Here is a 16543-nt window from a genome sequence, read left to right on the forward strand (position 1 = left end):
AATTATGGAAAATATAATTCAAACTATTCATGAAATAAGCAATTTAATAGGACAAAAAATGTATGGCGACGCTTTTTCCATGACTACAGGTCTTTTAAGTGATACTATCTATACATATCTTTTAATTCCTCTACTACTTGGCATTGGTCTTTACTATACTTTCAAGATTAGAGGCGGACAAATAACTAATATTGGACACGCAATAAAATTAATTTCAAAACCTGCTGAAAGCGAAAATGCTATTTCACCTTTTAAGGCATTTACAATTTCTGCGGCATCACACATTGGTACTGGTAACATAGTAGGTGTTGCAGCAGCAGTATCTATTGGCGGTCCTGGCGCAGTATTTTGGATGTGGGTTACAGCACTTATTGGTGGTGCTTCATCCTTTGTAGAAAATACATTGGGTCAAGTCTTTAAGGAAAGAAATCCTGATGGAACTTTTAAGGGTGGTCCTGCTTTCTACATGGAAAAAGCACTTAGAATGCCAAAACTTGCGGCACTATTCTCAATAGTAATCTCCGTAGTTTATGGTATTAACTTCAATGCAATGCAAGCAAATACTATTGCAGCTGGCTTTAATTCATCCTTTGGACTTGACAAAAAAATTGTCGCACTTGCACTTATAATAGTATCAGGTCTAATAATATTTGGCGGACTAAGAAGAATTGCCGATGTAACAAGTTTATTAGTTCCATTTATGGCAATTATTTATATGGTAGTTGTATTATTTATAGTTATCAAAAACATCAAACTTGTGCCACATATGTTTGGACTAATCTTTAGCGGAGCTTTCTCACTTAAAGCTGGCTTTGGCGGATTATTTGGTACTGCAATATTAAATGGTATAAGACGTGGACTATTCTCAAACGAAGCTGGTATGGGTGCTGTACCTAACGCATCAGCAGTAGCAGATGTATCTCACCCTGCAAAACAAGGTCTTATCCAAGCTCTTGGTGTATATCTTGATACAATCTTAGTTTGTTCAGCAACAGCTTTCGTAGTAATATTAGCAGGCGAAGGAATTTACGCATCAGATTTAAAGGGACTTGAAATTACACAAGCTGCTCTTGCAAATGAAGTAGGTGGATGGTCAAATTACTTCTTAACATTCTGCGTATTGATGTTTGCATTCTCTTCAATTATCGGTAACTATTACTATGGTGAAAACAACATCTTAAAATTAAACCTTGGTAAAAACTCATTAAATATTTATAGAGTTCTAGTTCTTATAGCAGTTGTACTTGGTTGCATTGGTGACTTCTCAATTGTATGGAACACTGGCGACGTATTCATGGGTATTATGGCAGTAATAAACTTAATAGTATTGATCTTCTTAGGAAAAATTTCTGTTGGAGTTTATAATGACTACATTAAACAACTTAATGAAGGAAAAGACCCTGTATTTCATCCAGCAGATGTAAAAGAACTTAAACCATATATGAGTGAAATCACTGCTTGGGACAAAAAATAAAATAAAAAATAAAAGTCGTAGCTAGTCTGCGACTTTTTTATTGCAAAAATTTAATTATTTTTAAAATTACAGTATCTTTGATATATGTTAAAATAAAATAAAAGGAGGAAATCATGAAAAAAATATTTGGAGTATTAGTGGCAAATTTTTTGTCCTTCTACATATTAGATCTATTGTTTGATAATATTTATTTTGCTAAACCAAGTGCTTTTTTATCAATGGCAATAATATTCTCACTTGTAAACCTAACAATAAAACCAATATTAAAATTACTATCATTGCCAATTACAATAGTAACACTTGGCTTGTTTTCCCTCGTGATAAACGCAGTAGTTCTTAAAATTGCCTTTAATCTAGTTTCTACTGCATATATTGGAAGCTTTGGCACAGCCTTTTGGGCAAGTATAGTTTTAAGCTTTATAAATAATATTATAAGAGAAATAATTAGCTAAAACTTTAACTAAAAAATCGCAGTCCTATAAAATGGCTGCGATTTTTAATAAATAATTATCGATTTTTTAAAACTTTAGTAGCAAGTTCAATCATATCAATGGCAACATTAAAATTTTCGCAAAAAAGATTATAGACGGCATCTTCAGAAAGAACGCCACAAAGTAAATCTGTTGGAAGTTCGCCCTTGTCATAACTTTCTAAATCATCAAAGTAAACTTCTGAATTGTAGTAGTCCCTTAATTTTATGTATTCATCTTGATGAGCTTCAAACTTTTCAAGGGCATCCCTAAGATTTTCAATAAGTGCATTTTGCTCATTTAAAATCTTTTCCATTTCACTTATTCTTTTTACAGGGTCCATTAAGTCCTCCTTATTCTAATAATACTGCCTTAAATTATTACCCAATCCGCATAATATAAAAAACAGTGAGCAAAAGAAAAAGATAAACAATATGTCTATCTTTTCCTTACTTTCTCAATTTTTTATTTTATATAATGAACATGCTCAATAATATCTTTGTATACTTCTTCTTTTCTCTCATTGTAAATCACTTTGTTTTGTTCAAAAATATTATTGCCTTGGCTGTCAATTGATACAATTAGTGGTCCAAATTCTTCGACATCGCATACCCACAAAGTTTCTGGCATTCCCAAATCCTTCCACTGTGCATCTACTATTTTATTTACTCTTGTGGCTGCCCAAACAGCATTCCCAGCAGGTATTACTACGTGAATAGCTTTATTCTTTTTGCAACCACGAGCAGTTCCCTCGCCCATGCCGCCTTTTCCAATGATTATTCTTACACCTGTCTTATCAATAAATTCTTCTTCAAATTTTTCCATTCTCATTGAAGTTGTTGGACCAACAGAGATCATTTCATATTTTCCATCTTTTTCTGAGATAATTGGGCCAGCGTGAAGTATTGCCTTATCACGAACATCCACTGGTAAGTCAAGCCCTTCTTCTATTACTCTTCTATGAGCAACATCACGACAAGTAACCATCCTTCCTGATAAATATATTATATCTCCAACTTTTAAATCTTTAATATCTTCGGCTGATATTGGTGTTGTTAAAACTTTTTTACTCATAATTCTATCCCTTCATGACTTAATATTTCATAATTCATCTCTTCGTCAAGCAATATTGCACCTCTTCTGTGTGACCAACATCCTACATTTAGTGCAACTGATAACACGCTTGGATGCCTTGCAGTATTTACAATATTGACGCCCATTACAGAATTTTCTCCTCCAAAACCTTGAGGTCCAATTCCAATTTTATTTATTCCATCTTCAAGTCTTTTTTCCAAATCTCTAGCTCTTTCATCTTCACTATGCTCTCCAACTTTTTTCATAAGGGCAAGTTTTGAATTCATTGCAGCTGTCTCGATTGAAGTTCCAATGCCTACTCCAACTAATAGTGGCGGGCAAGCATTTAGTCCATAGGAAGTCATCCTATCTAAAATAAACTTTACAACAGCTTCATAGCCTTCACCTGGCATAAGAGTTACTCCTGCACCTGGAAGTGAACAACCTCCACCTGCCATATATGTGTAAATTTTTGCAGAAGATCCTGGAACAATTTTTGTAAATACAGTTGGCGTTCCCTTTCCAATATTTTTGCCAGTATTATATTCTTGAAAAGTTTCAACACTATTGTGTCTAAGAGGAGTTTCCATTGTAGCTTTATAAGTTGCCTCTCTCAAAAGTTCTTCTAATTTTGCCTTAAAGGGAAATTCTTCTCCAACTTCACAGAAAAATTGTAAAACTCCTGTGTCTTGACATGATGGTCTCTTCATTTCCCAAGCAAGTTCTTGATTTTTTTTCATAGTTTCGTAAATAGTTCTTGCCAAGGGATTTCGTTCTTTCTCAGAAAGTTCCTTTAGCTTATCCTCTACATCCTTTGGGAGTTTCATACTTACAATGCCTACAAAGGATGCCATCTCATCAATAAATTTTTTTTCTAAATTATTATTTCTATTCATTATTTACTCCTTTTAATTTGGAAAGAAGGGGAAGAAAATTGGCAAAAGTATTAAAGCTACTATTCCACAAATTATTATCAGTGGAAGCCCTGCTTTTACATAATCGTTAAATTTATATCCCCCAATGTTATATACCATAGTGTTTGCTGGCATACCAATAGGTGTTGCATATGCCATTGAACCACCAATTACCGTAGCCATTAAAACCGCTCTTGGATCCGCCCCAATTGCCTGTGAAATGGAAAGGGAAATTGGAACCATAAGTGCAGTTGTTGCTGTATTTGACATAAAGTTTGTGAGTGTAGCACATATTATAAAGATTATAATCAAAAGTGCCGTTGGCGATGGATTGTCTCCAAGTTTGGATACAATTGTTTTTGCTATTAAATCTCCCGTACCTGTTTCTTTTAAAGCTGTCGCTAGGGCAAGAGAACCTACAAAAAGCAAAATAGTATTCATATCAATTGACTTAATTGCATCTGAACTTGATATAACGCCTAATACTACGAGAATAAGTGCTCCAATCCAAGCTGAAACAAAAAGTTTTATTCCAATTTGTTTTTCAAATACCATTGCAACTACTGTCAAGATTAAAATAATTAGTGAAGTCCATTGCTTCCACTCAGCTACATCATCATAGGACTTCTCTTGTGAATAGATTGAATCATCTTCCTTTGCTACATTATCTGGAAGAAGTTTGTATCCAATTGTTACAAAAAATATTATTCCAACAATCAAAACTGGAAGACCTATTTTTGCATATTCAAAAAATCCAAATTCAAGTCCAATAGTTTCAAGTCCAGACTGTGCTATCATATTTCCCGGCGCACCAATTAAGCTCAAATTTCCACCCATGGCTGCTGCAAAAACAAGGGGTAATAAAATTTTTGATCTAGGAAATTTTGTGGACTGTGATATACCAATTAATACTGGAATTAATACTGCGGCAGTACCTGTATTGGACAAAATACCAGACATAAGTCCTGTAATAATCATTACCGCCGCTATAAGTTGTCTTTCTGTCTTTGCAAACTTAGTAACAAGACCTCCAACTCGCTGTGCCATTCCCGTCTCAAAAAATGCTGCTCCAATTATGAACATTGCCATAAATAAAAGAACATTTGAATCGGTAAAGCCTGCAAAAGCATCTTTAGCTTCTAAAACTTTTGTAAGTACAAGACCAACTGCTACAATCATAGCTGTAACCCATAGAGGAATCTTTTCCCATGCAAACATAATTATTGCAAAAAGTAAAAATCCAATGGTGATAGTTTGTGTGTTCATGCTAACCTCCTATATTTTTCATTTCTGATTTCATTATATGGAAAGCGTTTTATAAATTCTATCTCAATAATAAGTAGAATTTTCTTTAGGAAAACACAAAAAAATAAATGAAAATTAAATATTAGCTTATTTTTTAAAAATTCAATCTTAAAATTTTACACAATAAATTTTTAAAACCCTTTAAATTTTGCCCTTTTCTCAAATTATTATTTTTTTTCGTGGAATTTTCGTCTTAAAATTTTGCATATCAAAAATTTAAGATATGAAAACATTTAAGTATTCTTCGTCAAATAATTTCCCTTAAACTAAAAAAACTTCGGATAACCGAAGTCTTTATAATTTATTTAATTTTTGTTCTAAATCATCAATTATGTCTTTGTAAACTTTTTTCTCAATTTCTAAATAATTTACATTGGCTTTATCTTTTTCAGGCTTTTTATTTTCAGAAGTAAATTCTTCCTTTGCTCTCAACCAGTATTTATTGTCAAGACTTAAAAAAACTTTTTTAAACTGTGCATCTATCTCAATGGTTTTCCTGTCAAGACCTTCACGGTATCTTGAAGGAGACCTGCCAAAGCTTTCTCTAAAAGCCGTGTTGAAACTTCTCACATTAGAGAAACCATAATCTAAAGCTATTTCTGATATTTTTTTATCACTTTGTTTTAAATCTTTAGTCGCCTCAGAAAGTCTTTTTCTCTGCAAATATTCTGTAAAGGGAATGCCCACACTATTAGAAAAAATTTCAGAAGTGTAGTTTGGATGATAACCTACAAGATCTGCTATATCATTTAGGCTAATTTTTTCTCTGTAATTTTCATCTAAATAATGAATAATCTTTTTTATCGCATTATCCTTTTCTAAATTTACTGTATCTTCTTTATTTACTTCCCCTTTTGTAGCAAAGTTTTCAATTGATTCCAAAATTATCTTTTCTGTGGCAATTGATCTCTTAATTTTACTTTCCAAGGAATTATCATAAAAGGACTCAATAATCTCAACGAGGCTCTTTCTAATTTCAATAGCAAAATTATTATCTCTTGAATCTTTATCTGTTGCACCCTTCCAATAATATCTTTCTCTATTTTTATCAAAGCCATCTAAAATTTTTGGGCTAAAATGTAATACAAGTGCAATAGTTTCCTTCTCCTTAGCAAGAGTTGCATGGCCTTCCTTTGAGTCGAAGAAAACTATATCTCCTCTTGAAAGATTGTAAATTTCCCCATTAAGGCAAGCTTCTAGTTTTCCATTTAAGACAACTAAACACTCTACATCTTCATGCCAATTATAGTTAAAAGCACCAACATAATATGCGTAACATTTTATTTTATATATTTCATTTCCTATTTCTTTTTCATAGGAAAAATTTAATTCCTGCATTTAATCAACCTCTTCACAATTGTATCACAAGGTTTTGTTTTTATTTATCTAATTTTAATAAATAATGGCGAAAATCAAAGGCAGGTTTTAAAATTTAATCTTTTGTTAAATATTTTACAGCAACAGCTGCCATAGTTTTTGCACAAATTATCATTGCATCTTCTCTTATGTCAAATTTTGGATGGTGATGTGGGTAAGGTGCATCTTCTTTGTGAGCTCCTACGTAGAAAAAGCAGGAAGGTCTTTCCTTTGCGTAATAAGAAAAATCTTCTGATGGTGGTTGTTCTCCTCCATCGGATATTTCTTTAACTTCAGGAATTTCTGCTTCTTTTATCGCTTCCACTACTAAATCTGTCATCTCTGGGTCATTGTATAAAACTGGATAGTCATTTGTGTAATTTATTTCTACGCCTGTGTTAAAGGTTTCGCCAATACCCTTTGCAATTCTCTTTATTTCAGTTTCAATTACTTCCCTTGTGTGATCTGACATTGCCCTTACATCGCCTATTACTGTTACTGAATCCTTGATAATATTAAAAGTTCCTTCTCCTGCAAAGGATCCAATGGTTACAACTCCATTTTCAAAGGGAGAAAGTCTTCGTGATACAATAGTTTGCACTGCAGTTACAAAGTATGATGCTGCAACTATGGCATCATTGGATAGATGTGGCATTGAGCCATGTCCGCCTACTCCTTGAAACTTTACGCTAAATTTTGCTCTTCCAGTTTGCGTATTGCCTTTGTGGTACTGAACTGTCCCAAAGGGCATTGCTGACATTACGTGAATTCCAAAAACATTGTCTACGCCATCGAGGACTCCAGCGTCTATCATTTGTTTTGCTCCCCCTGGAGGTGCTTCTTCTGCGTGTTGGTGTATTATTACTATTTTTCCCCTTAGTTTATCTTTTTTCTCTAGCAATATGTCTGCCAATAGCATTAAGTAAGCTGTGTGTGCATCATGGCCACAAGCGTGCATTACTCCTTCATTTTTTGATGCAAAGGGAAGTCCTGTTTCTTCTTTTATTGGAAGTGCATCAAAATCTGCCCTTAGGGCAATAGTCTTGCCCGGTTTTTTTGTGTCAATTACAACTCTAAGACCGTATCCGCCCATATTTGTTGTAACTTCAACATTCTTGCCCTTGTAATAATCTGCAAGATATTCTGCAGTTTCTTTTTCTTCAAAGGAAAGCTCTGCATTTTTGTGAATGTGGCGACGATGTTCTACCATTTCATCTTGTCTTTTGTCAATTTCTTCAAAAATTTCTTTTAATAAATTTTTTTCCATGTTGTCTCCTTACTTTCATTTCTATAAATTTGGGATAAAGGGAACTACAAAATGTAGTTCCAACTTAATCTTTCTTAAAAAATTCTACACCTGCTGTAAAAATGTCTTCTATTTCAATTCCAGGTATATTTTTAAAAGTGCCTTCTACAACTCTTTCGCTGTGGCCCATTTTCCCCAAAATCTTTCCATCCCTTGACATCAAGGCTTCTACATTTAATAGTGATCCATTTGGTGCATCTTCATAACAAATTGCAACTTGTTCATTTGCTAATATTTCCTTTACCTTGTCTTCACTTGCGATAAATCTTCCTTCGCCGTGAGAAATTGGCACTTTATAAGTTTTTCCAACTTCAAGTTTTTGAAGCCATGGTGAATTGTTTGACATTACAACTGTGTCAACTATTCTTGCAATATGTCTGTTGCAAGTGTTATAAGTTAGTGTTGGGTCGTCTTCTTCTAGGTCCTTTATCTCTCCGTAAGGGAGTAGCCCCGTCTTAATTAATGCTTGAAATCCATTACAAATTCCAAGTATTAGTCCGTCGTTATCTGTAAGTAATTTTTCGATTGCTGATTTAACTTTATCTGATCTAATTACATTGGCGATAAATTTACCAGATCCACCTGGTTCATCGCCAAGTGAAAATCCTCCTGGTATTGCAAGAATTTGTGTATTAGAAATTTTTGCTGCTAATTCTTCTATGGATTCCTTTACCTTTTCATTGTTCTTATTTTTAAACACTACTACTTCTGCCTTTGCTCCTGCTCTTTCAAAGGCTCTAGCTGTGTCATACTCTGAGTTTGTACCTGGAAAGGCTGGTATTACTACCTTGACAATGTCCACCGATTTTTTGGACTTCATTCTTCTCTTTGGCACTTCTTTTTGTTTTACTTCAGCTAATTTATTTGTATCAACTGGCTTGAAAATTTTGTCCATTGTGTTTAAATAAGCTCTTTTTAATTTTTCTAAATCTAATTCCACGCTATTTACTTTCATCTTTTGGTCATCTCTAAATTCGCCAATTTTTTCTATAAATTCTCTATCCTCTAGATATTCAACTACAAAAGAGCCGTAAAGTGGTGAATAAAGATCTTCAACTTGTAAGTTAAAGCCAACATTGTCTATTGCCATTTCAAAAATTTGTGGAAGTGTACCCTTGTGATTTATTGCTGCTGCAGAAATTACATTGCCTTTCTTTATTTCATTTTGTAAATTTATAAAGTTTTCTTTAGTTTCTTCAAGGTTAAGTGTGCCAATGTGTTCTCTTTCAGTCTTTATGATGCCAATTTTTCCCTTGCCCTTAAACTCTGGACTGATTATATTTTTTGCATCAACTGTGTTTACTGCAAAGGAAATAAGTGTTGGCGGCACATTTATATCTTCAAAAGTTCCACTCATGGAGTCCTTGCCACCAATTGGAGGTGCGTCAAAATATCTTGATGCAGTTAATGCTCCAAGAAGTGATTTAAGTGGTTTTGACCAAGATTTTGCGTTGTCCATTTTTTCGTAAAATTCTTGGAAGGAAAGTCTTATTCCAGAAAGTGGCGCTCCTGATGCAATGAGTTTTGCAATAGATTCGATTACCGCATAATATCCGCCAAGATATTGAGATTCTTCAGATAACTTTGGATTAAAACCATAACTCATTACAGATGCAGTTTTACTATCTCCATCATCAACTGGTATAAGTGCTGCCATAACTTGTGCTGGCGTATTTTGTTTGTTCCCTCCAAGTGGTTGAAGTACAGTTGCCGCTCCCACAGATGAGTCAAATCTTTCAATCATATTTTTCTTTGAAGTAATATTCAAATCAGCTAAATATTTTTCTAAATCTTCAACGCCATCTTTATTTACTAAAAATTCTGGGAAGTCTTCAGATAGAACTTCAACTCTTTCTCTTCTCTTTGCTCCAGTTTGGTTTACAAAATCATAGCTCATGTCGCAGATAACTTCATCTTCGTAATACATTTTTAGTCTGCCGTCGCCAGTTACTCTTGCAACAACTGTACTTTCCAAATTTTCCTTGTCGGCAAGTTCCATAAATGTGTCCACGTCTTTTTTATCTACAACTACTGCCATTCTCTCTTGAGATTCAGAAATTGCAATTTCTCTCGGTTTTAATCCCATGTATTTTAATGGAACTTTATCCAGTTTAACCTCGATTGAATTTGCAAGTTCGCCTATGGCAACGGAAACTCCACCTGCGCCAAAATCGTTACATTTTTTAATTAGTTTTGCAGCCTTTGGATTTCTAAATAATCTTTGAATTTTTCTCTCTTCAGGTGCATTTCCCTTTTGCACTTGTGCAGATTCTGTTTGAATAGATTCTACATTATGTGATTTTGATGACCCCGTCGCTCCTCCAATTCCATCTCTACCAGTTCTGCCTCCAAGTAAAATTATTACATCGCCTTCAGTTGGTTCAATTCTCTTTACATTTTCAAGAGGACAAGCTGCAATTACTGCACCTGTTTCCATTCTCTTTGCTACATAGCCTGGATGGTATAATTCATCGACTAGACCTGTTGCTACTCCAACTTGATTTCCATAGGATGAATAACCAATTGCAGCTTCAGTTACAATTTTCTTTTGTGGAAGTTTTCCCTTTAAAGTTTTTTCAATTGGAGTGAAGGGATCTCCTGCACCTGTTACTCTCATTGCTTGATATACATAACTTCTTCCAGAAAGGGGATCTCTTATTGCTCCTCCGAGACAAGTGCTTGCCCCTCCAACTGGTTCAATTTCAGTTGGGTGATTATGTGTTTCGTTTTTAAACATAAGTAGGTAATCGCGAAGTTCTTCTTTGCCGTCAAATTCTACCTTTGCCTTAATTTTTACAGAACAGGCATTTATTTCTGATGAAATTTCTAAATCATCAAGTTTGCCATTTTTCCTAAGTTCCTTTGCAAGAATTGTGCCAAGGCTCATTAAAGTAATTGGCTTTTTGATGTCAAGTTCTTTTCTCATTTCTAAGTAAGAATCAAAGGCTTTTTTAATTTCTTTATCTAGTTCAGTAACTACGCTAAAATCAATGTCTAGTTCTGTGTTAAAAGTTGTGTGTCTACAATGGTCTGACCAATAAGTGTCTATTATTGCAACTTCCGTTTCATTAGGATCTCTGTCTTCTTCTTTAAAATAATATTGAAGCACCTTTAAGTCCTCAGGACTCATGGCAAGGGATTTTTCTTCTACAAATTTCTTTAATCCCTCTTCATCTAATTTATTAAATCCTTGGTAGACAAGATTTTCGTGATTTTTCTTTGCATCTTCTCTTAAAATAACATCTTCAAAAACGTCAACTTCTTTAGAGTCAACGGGATTTATTAGGAAGTTTTTGATTTTTTCAAGTTCATCTTTGTTTACTCCGCCAATATCATAAACCTCTGTAACCCTTGCCCTAACTTTTTCGTCAGTGAAAAGTGCAATAGTTTGGACTAAACCATCTTCTCTATTGTCAAATTGCCCAGCTTGATATTGAATGCCAATGGGATTTTCAAAGGAATCCTCTAATTTTTTGTAATCTTCATAATATACTTCTTCCACTGGCGCTTCGTAAAATACAGTTGCCATAGTCTTATCAAGGGTTTCATCTGATATATCTACATCGTATCTTCTATAAGTTTTTAAGTAAGTAGTATCTATTCCAAGAGAAGTCTTGATTTCTTCTCTAAGTGATTTTGACTGGTGATCGAATTCATCTTTTTTTGTAATATAAATTCTCTTAACATTATTTTTCATTTTCAACTAACTCCTTTGGCTCAACTGCATAATCGCCATTAAAGCATGCTTTGCAGAAAACATCTTCTTTCATCAGAGTCGCATCCAACATTCCCTTCATTGAAATAAAAGCAAGGGAATCTGCGCCAATTCTCTCTCTCATTTCCGCAACAGAATAATTTGCTGCGATAAGTTTTTTTCGTGATGGCGTGTCAATTCCATAGAAACAAGGGTACTTTACTGGAGGAGAAACTATTCTCATGTGGACTTCCTTTGCCCCAGCTTTTTTCATCCTCATAATTAAATTTTTTGAAGTTGTACCTCTAACTATTGAATCGTCTACTAAAATAACTCTCTTACCTCTTAAAACCGTTTCAAGTGGATTTAATTTTAATTTAACAGAAAGTTCTCTTTCTTCAGGTGTTGGCTTAATAAAAGTTCTTCCCATGTATCTATTTTTCACAAGACCTTCGGCAAAGGGAATTCCGGACTCTTGAGCATAACCCATTGCTCCAGGAGTTCCTGAATCTGGAACAGCGATTACTAAATCAGCATCAACTGGCGCTTCCTTAGATAAAATTTCTCCACATCTTCTTCTAAAGTTATAGGAGTTTACGCCGTCGAGAGTTGCATCTGTTCTTGCAAAATATACATATTCAAAAATGCAATGTTGTCTTTTTTCTTTTTCAAAAAATTCTGAGTGAATGCCCTTTTTATCAACAACAATAATTTCTGAAGGTTCAACATCTCTTATGGCATCAGTTCCAATTATTTCAAGAGGTGCATTTTCAGATGCAATAATTACTTCTCCATTTTTTGCCCTTCCAATTAAAAGTGGTCTAAATCCATAGGGGTCTCTAAAAGCAACAAGTTTGTCTTCAAAAAGCATTACCACGCTGTATGCTCCCTTAATCCTTGACATGGTTTTTTTCACAGCTTCAATTATATCGCCAGTATAGTATTTTGCAACTAATGACAAGATAACTTCTGTGTCAATTGCAGTTTGAAAAAGCATCCCTTCATCTTCAAGTTCTTTTCTTATTGACTTGTGATTTACTAAATTTCCATTGTGAGCAAGGGCAAATTCTCTATTTTTTGAAAAGGCAAGTAGTGGTTGTGAATTGTATTCATAGGATCCACCTGCAGTGGCATAACGAACATGACCTATTCCAATATTGCCCTTTAATTTAATAAAACTTTCGTCGTCAAAATTGTCGTAAACAAGTCCCATACCCTTGTCTAAAACCATATTCTTTCCGTCAAAAACACATATTCCGCTGGCTTCTTGTCCTCTGTGTTGAAGAGAATTAAGTCCGTAAAATAATTTTTTGCTCACATCACTTTGTGAGTAAATTCCAATAACTCCACACATTAATTTGACACCTCTTCATTCAATTTAAAAGTTTCAATAAAATAAAAATCTTCCATTTTTCCTCCAATTAAAAAAGCTCATCAAAAGATGAGCATAGTTAAATGTTTAAAGAAAAATTAGTCGCAAAAATTGCGTCAAGAAGTCCATGAGGTATATCCATAAAACTATTTGTGAACGCAGGGCAAAAAAGCATACAACTAATCCTCCATAAAGTAATAAAATTATTATATCATAAAATTTTTAGATTGTACTATTCAAAAATAAATATTAGATAAATCTCAATTTCTTTTGTTCTTTGCAGCATTTATATCCACCATAAAAATTGAAACCATTGTATAAAGTAACCAAGTTTTATTTGGATAGCTAAGATAAACTGGCTCCCATTTTGGAGAAAATTTTTCTTTATAAGCTCGAAGTCCTTCAAAGGAATAAAATTTGTAGCCAAACTTGTAAACTAAGTAGGCAAATTTTTCTTCCACAAAACTATTTGAGTTAATTCCAACATTGGATAGAGGTGCCATTCCCAATTCAAAATATTTTTTACCTTCATCTTTAAAATGTAAAAAGAGTTGCAAAAATAAATAATCCATAATGCTGCTTGGCGAATTATCTCTCTCATATCTCATTAAGTCAATTGTCGCCCAAGTTTTGTTTGGGTTTGGCATAATATTAGCAAAGGCAAGTATTTTTCCAGTCTCATCTCTTGCAATTGCAATGTCGCATAAATTAAAATAATCCCTGTTAAAGTATCCAAGAGAAAATCCCTTCTCTCTCTTGCCTTCTAACCAGTTGTCAGAAATCTTTTCTAAAACATCTAAAAATTCATCATCAAAGGGACCTTTGACGACTTCAAAGGTGTATCCTAATTTATTGAATTTTGAAAGGGCATTTCTTTGAGATTTATGCTCTCTTCCTTCCAAATTAAAGTTTTGAAGATCAAGTGCTGCCGTCTCTCCAAATTTTATAAAAGAAAATCCAAAATCGTGAAGCATAATAGTTTCATCTTGACTTACTTCATAAAAAATTGGCTTATAATCGTATAGGTCTGCTTCTTCCACAAATTTTTGCAATAATTTGTCAAAGTCCCTTTTATTTCCAAAGGGTTCTCCCATTACAATTACTCTATCTCTGTATGTAGAAATAGAAATTCCACAAGTTGCCACGCCTTCTTCTTCATAATAGTAAATTTCCTTGTCCCCAACTAGTGCTAGCCCTGATTCTGGATGACATTCGTAAGTCGATAAAATATTTAAAACTTTATCTACATCCAGCTTTTCTCCAAGCTTTATTTTCTTTCCCTTTAAGTAAAACAAAAGAAGTCGAATAGAAAAAACTAGTATAATAAAAATTATTGAAAATCTTGCAAAGCTCTTTTCAAAGGGAATTAAAAGGAAAACCCTATAATTTATTGGTCTCAATTTATAATTTATAGCCATGTAATAAATTGTAATTACAGAAATTACAACAAAAAATAATGTGTCTATTGTGATAGCTTCAAAGGAATATACAAGTTGTTTTCTGTTGGGAGTTTTTCTCGTGAAAAAGGCGAGGAAAATTACCAAAATTAAAAATATAAGTTCGATTATCCCAAAACCACTTAAAAAAGAATATATTAAGGCAAGAATGAGAAAAACTAAAGTTACTTTAGTTGCCCTTTCCACCTCTTCTCTATTGGCACGTCCCAAAATTATAAAACAAGCTCCAAAAATTAAACTTGGAAATTGGTAAATTAAATTTGCATTTATTGGGCTAAATTGACTTAACCAATAATGTTCAGAAAGTTCCTCTGGAATTGTCGCCGACAAAATCATAAAAGTTCCTGCGATATATAACATAAAGGACAAAATATCAAGTCCTATTGACTTTATAACTCTCGAAGGAATGTTGTCATTTTTCTCGTCAAAAATGCAACCAAGGTCGTGTATAAAAAATACAAGTCCAAACATAAAGGGAACAATGTAGTAAAAAATCCTGTAAAGCAAAAGCCATGTTAAAACAATATCTCCGTTAATGCCAAGGCTGTTGAATATAGTTAAAATTACAAGTTCAAAGGAGCCAAGTCCACCAGGAATAAAGGAAGCAATCCCTATAATATTTGCAATGACAAAGGCAGAAATTATCACAAAAAAATTTAACTTTACTCCGAGAAAAAATCCAATTGTGTAGAAAAAAAGTGCCGCTAATAACCATTCACAAATTGAAACTAAGGATACTTCTATTGCATATTTTTTGGAAATGGAAAAATCTCCATTATTTCTAATTTTTGATACAAAAAATAAAACTGGATAGTATAAAATTGCACCAATAAGCCAAATTTTGTAATTAATTAAAATTTTGCTATTGAAGAAAATTAAAAGCATTAAAGATGCTACTGCCAAAAATGAAAGACCTGCAATGTCGTAGAGAAGGGACTTCACCAAAAACTTTAAAAAATTCTTGTCATCCTTTCCTTCGCCAAAATATCTCATTCTCAGCCCAATATTTATTACACCGCCAAAGCCAATTAAGTTGTTAAAGGAATTTACTGTGATAGATCTTTTTATTATGTATTCTTTATCTCTATCTAATTTTAAAAAATTATTCAAGAGAATATCATAAAAAATCATTGGTAAAAAGGCAACAAATCCCAATACTGCCATTGTAATGAGCTTTATTAAAGAAATTTCATAAAAAATATTTGTAACATCTTCAATAGAAATTTCCTTTCTCAGTTTTGTAAATTCAAGAATTACTAAAAGAATTACGCCAAATAAAAATGTCGGCTTAATTCCCTTAGCAAATTTTTTTAATTTTTCCATTATTTCACCTCTTTTTTTAAAAAATCAAGGACTACCTTGTTGTACTCATTAGGATTTGTCCTAGCAACTTTGTGTCCGTGATTTTTTACTATATATAGTTTGGATTTTTTTATTTTTTTAGCAACCTTGTAAAAATTTTCAAGGTATATTAGATCTCTTTCTCCAGCAATAATTAAAACTGGAAAATCAAATTTTTTGTAGTCGCTATCTATAATTTTTATTTTATCAAAAATTAGCTTATAGACGGAAAAATAATTTCTAAGACCTGTAAAAATTTTGGATAAAATCTTTAAATTGTAATAAAAAATGTAACTTAAAATTCTTGGAATAAATTTCACCTGCGAAAAATCTTTATTGGGAGAATTTAAAACAAGCCTTTTAACTCTTCTTGGATAATTTTTCGCAAAGGTAAGGGCTAGATTTGCTCCATCAGAAAACCCCAAAATATTCGCACATTGAATTTTCAAATCGTCTAATAGATCTAGCACATCCCTTGACAAGTCTTCTAAGTTTAAATTATAGTCCTTGTCGCTTTTGCCATGACCTCTAGTGTCCATGGCAATGACCTTAAAATCTCTTTTAAACTCATTAATTTGCTTGTCAAAAAAACTAGAATCATTGCCGTTTCCATGGAGAAGTAAAAGTGGTTCGCCACTTCCCATAATTTTTGCAAAAATCTTTGCTCCATCGCGCATTATAAAAAATTTATTCAAATCCCTCACCTCCATTTATTTTACCACCTCGTATAATAATGTTGTAGTTAAAAAACTACATTTTCTTTTCTATCCCATACTCATT

The 16543-nt window shown here is 33.2% G+C and carries 12 protein-coding genes; 2 read left to right on the forward strand and 10 right to left on the reverse strand.

The genetic code is table 11. The features are described from left to right. Positions 1-4: 4 nt before the first annotated feature. Both ACQRC6_RS04205 and ACQRC6_RS04210 read left to right on the forward strand, forming a co-directional pair. Positions 5-1474 carry an alanine/glycine:cation symporter family protein gene (locus tag ACQRC6_RS04205; RefSeq protein ID WP_427847883.1) on the forward strand — a complete coding sequence of 490 codons (1470 nt, stop codon included), beginning with the start codon at positions 5-7 and terminating at the stop codon, positions 1472-1474. A 113-nt stretch (positions 1475-1587) separates the two neighbouring features. Continuing rightward, positions 1588-1926, forward strand: coding sequence for a phage holin family protein (locus ACQRC6_RS04210; protein WP_427847884.1), 339 nt, complete (start codon positions 1588-1590; stop codon positions 1924-1926). Between the two features lie 55 nt (positions 1927-1981). Here ACQRC6_RS04210 and ACQRC6_RS04215 read toward each other — a convergent pair whose 3' ends face one another. The 10 genes from ACQRC6_RS04215 to ACQRC6_RS04260 all read right to left on the reverse strand — a co-directional run bounded on the left by ACQRC6_RS04215 (position 1982) and on the right by ACQRC6_RS04260 (position 16458). After that, positions 1982-2287 (reverse strand): DUF4298 domain-containing protein, encoded by a 306-nt coding sequence (locus ACQRC6_RS04215; RefSeq protein ID WP_427847885.1) that lies wholly within the window; start codon positions 2285-2287, stop codon positions 1982-1984. A gap of 122 nt (positions 2288-2409) precedes the next feature. After that, entirely contained in the window at positions 2410-3018 is a 609-nt protein-coding gene (gene ttdB, locus ACQRC6_RS04220; protein ID WP_427847886.1) for a L(+)-tartrate dehydratase subunit beta, read from the reverse strand. Continuing rightward, a complete protein-coding gene (ttdA, locus tag ACQRC6_RS04225) occupies positions 3015-3914 on the reverse strand; it encodes a L(+)-tartrate dehydratase subunit alpha (protein ID WP_427847887.1) in 900 nt (299 codons plus the stop codon). Before ttdA ends, ttdB begins: the two co-directional genes overlap by 4 nt. 12 nt (positions 3915-3926) lie before the next feature. Next, positions 3927-5198: an SLC13 family permease gene (locus ACQRC6_RS04230; RefSeq protein WP_427847888.1), complete on the reverse strand. Its 1272-nt coding sequence runs from the start codon at positions 5196-5198 to the stop codon at positions 3927-3929. Positions 5199-5531: 333 nt separating this feature from the next. Then, entirely contained in the window at positions 5532-6575 is a 1044-nt protein-coding gene (locus tag ACQRC6_RS04235; protein WP_427847889.1) for a helix-turn-helix domain-containing protein, read from the reverse strand. Positions 6576-6669: 94 nt separating this feature from the next. After that, positions 6670-7860 carry an amidohydrolase gene (locus ACQRC6_RS04240; protein WP_427847890.1) on the reverse strand — a complete coding sequence of 397 codons (1191 nt, stop codon included), beginning with the start codon at positions 7858-7860 and terminating at the stop codon, positions 6670-6672. A gap of 64 nt (positions 7861-7924) precedes the next feature. Continuing rightward, a complete protein-coding gene (locus ACQRC6_RS04245) occupies positions 7925-11596 on the reverse strand; it encodes a phosphoribosylformylglycinamidine synthase (protein ID WP_427847891.1) in 3672 nt (1223 codons plus the stop codon). Further along, positions 11586-12947: an amidophosphoribosyltransferase gene (purF, locus tag ACQRC6_RS04250; protein ID WP_427847892.1), complete on the reverse strand. Its 1362-nt coding sequence runs from the start codon at positions 12945-12947 to the stop codon at positions 11586-11588. Before purF ends, ACQRC6_RS04245 begins: the two co-directional genes overlap by 11 nt. A gap of 278 nt (positions 12948-13225) precedes the next feature. Next, entirely contained in the window at positions 13226-15745 is a 2520-nt protein-coding gene (gene mprF, locus ACQRC6_RS04255; RefSeq protein WP_427847893.1) for a bifunctional lysylphosphatidylglycerol flippase/synthetase MprF, read from the reverse strand. Beyond that, complete coding sequence (locus ACQRC6_RS04260; RefSeq protein ID WP_427847894.1) at positions 15745-16458, reverse strand: alpha/beta fold hydrolase; 714 nt, start codon at positions 16456-16458, stop codon at positions 15745-15747. The genes mprF and ACQRC6_RS04260 overlap by 1 nt, the downstream gene beginning before the upstream one ends. Positions 16459-16543: the final 85 nt, after the last annotated feature.

It is taken from the genome of Peptoniphilus sp. SGI.035 (genome assembly GCF_050315115.1).
GTDB lineage: Bacteria > Bacillota > Clostridia > Tissierellales > Peptoniphilaceae > Peptoniphilus_A.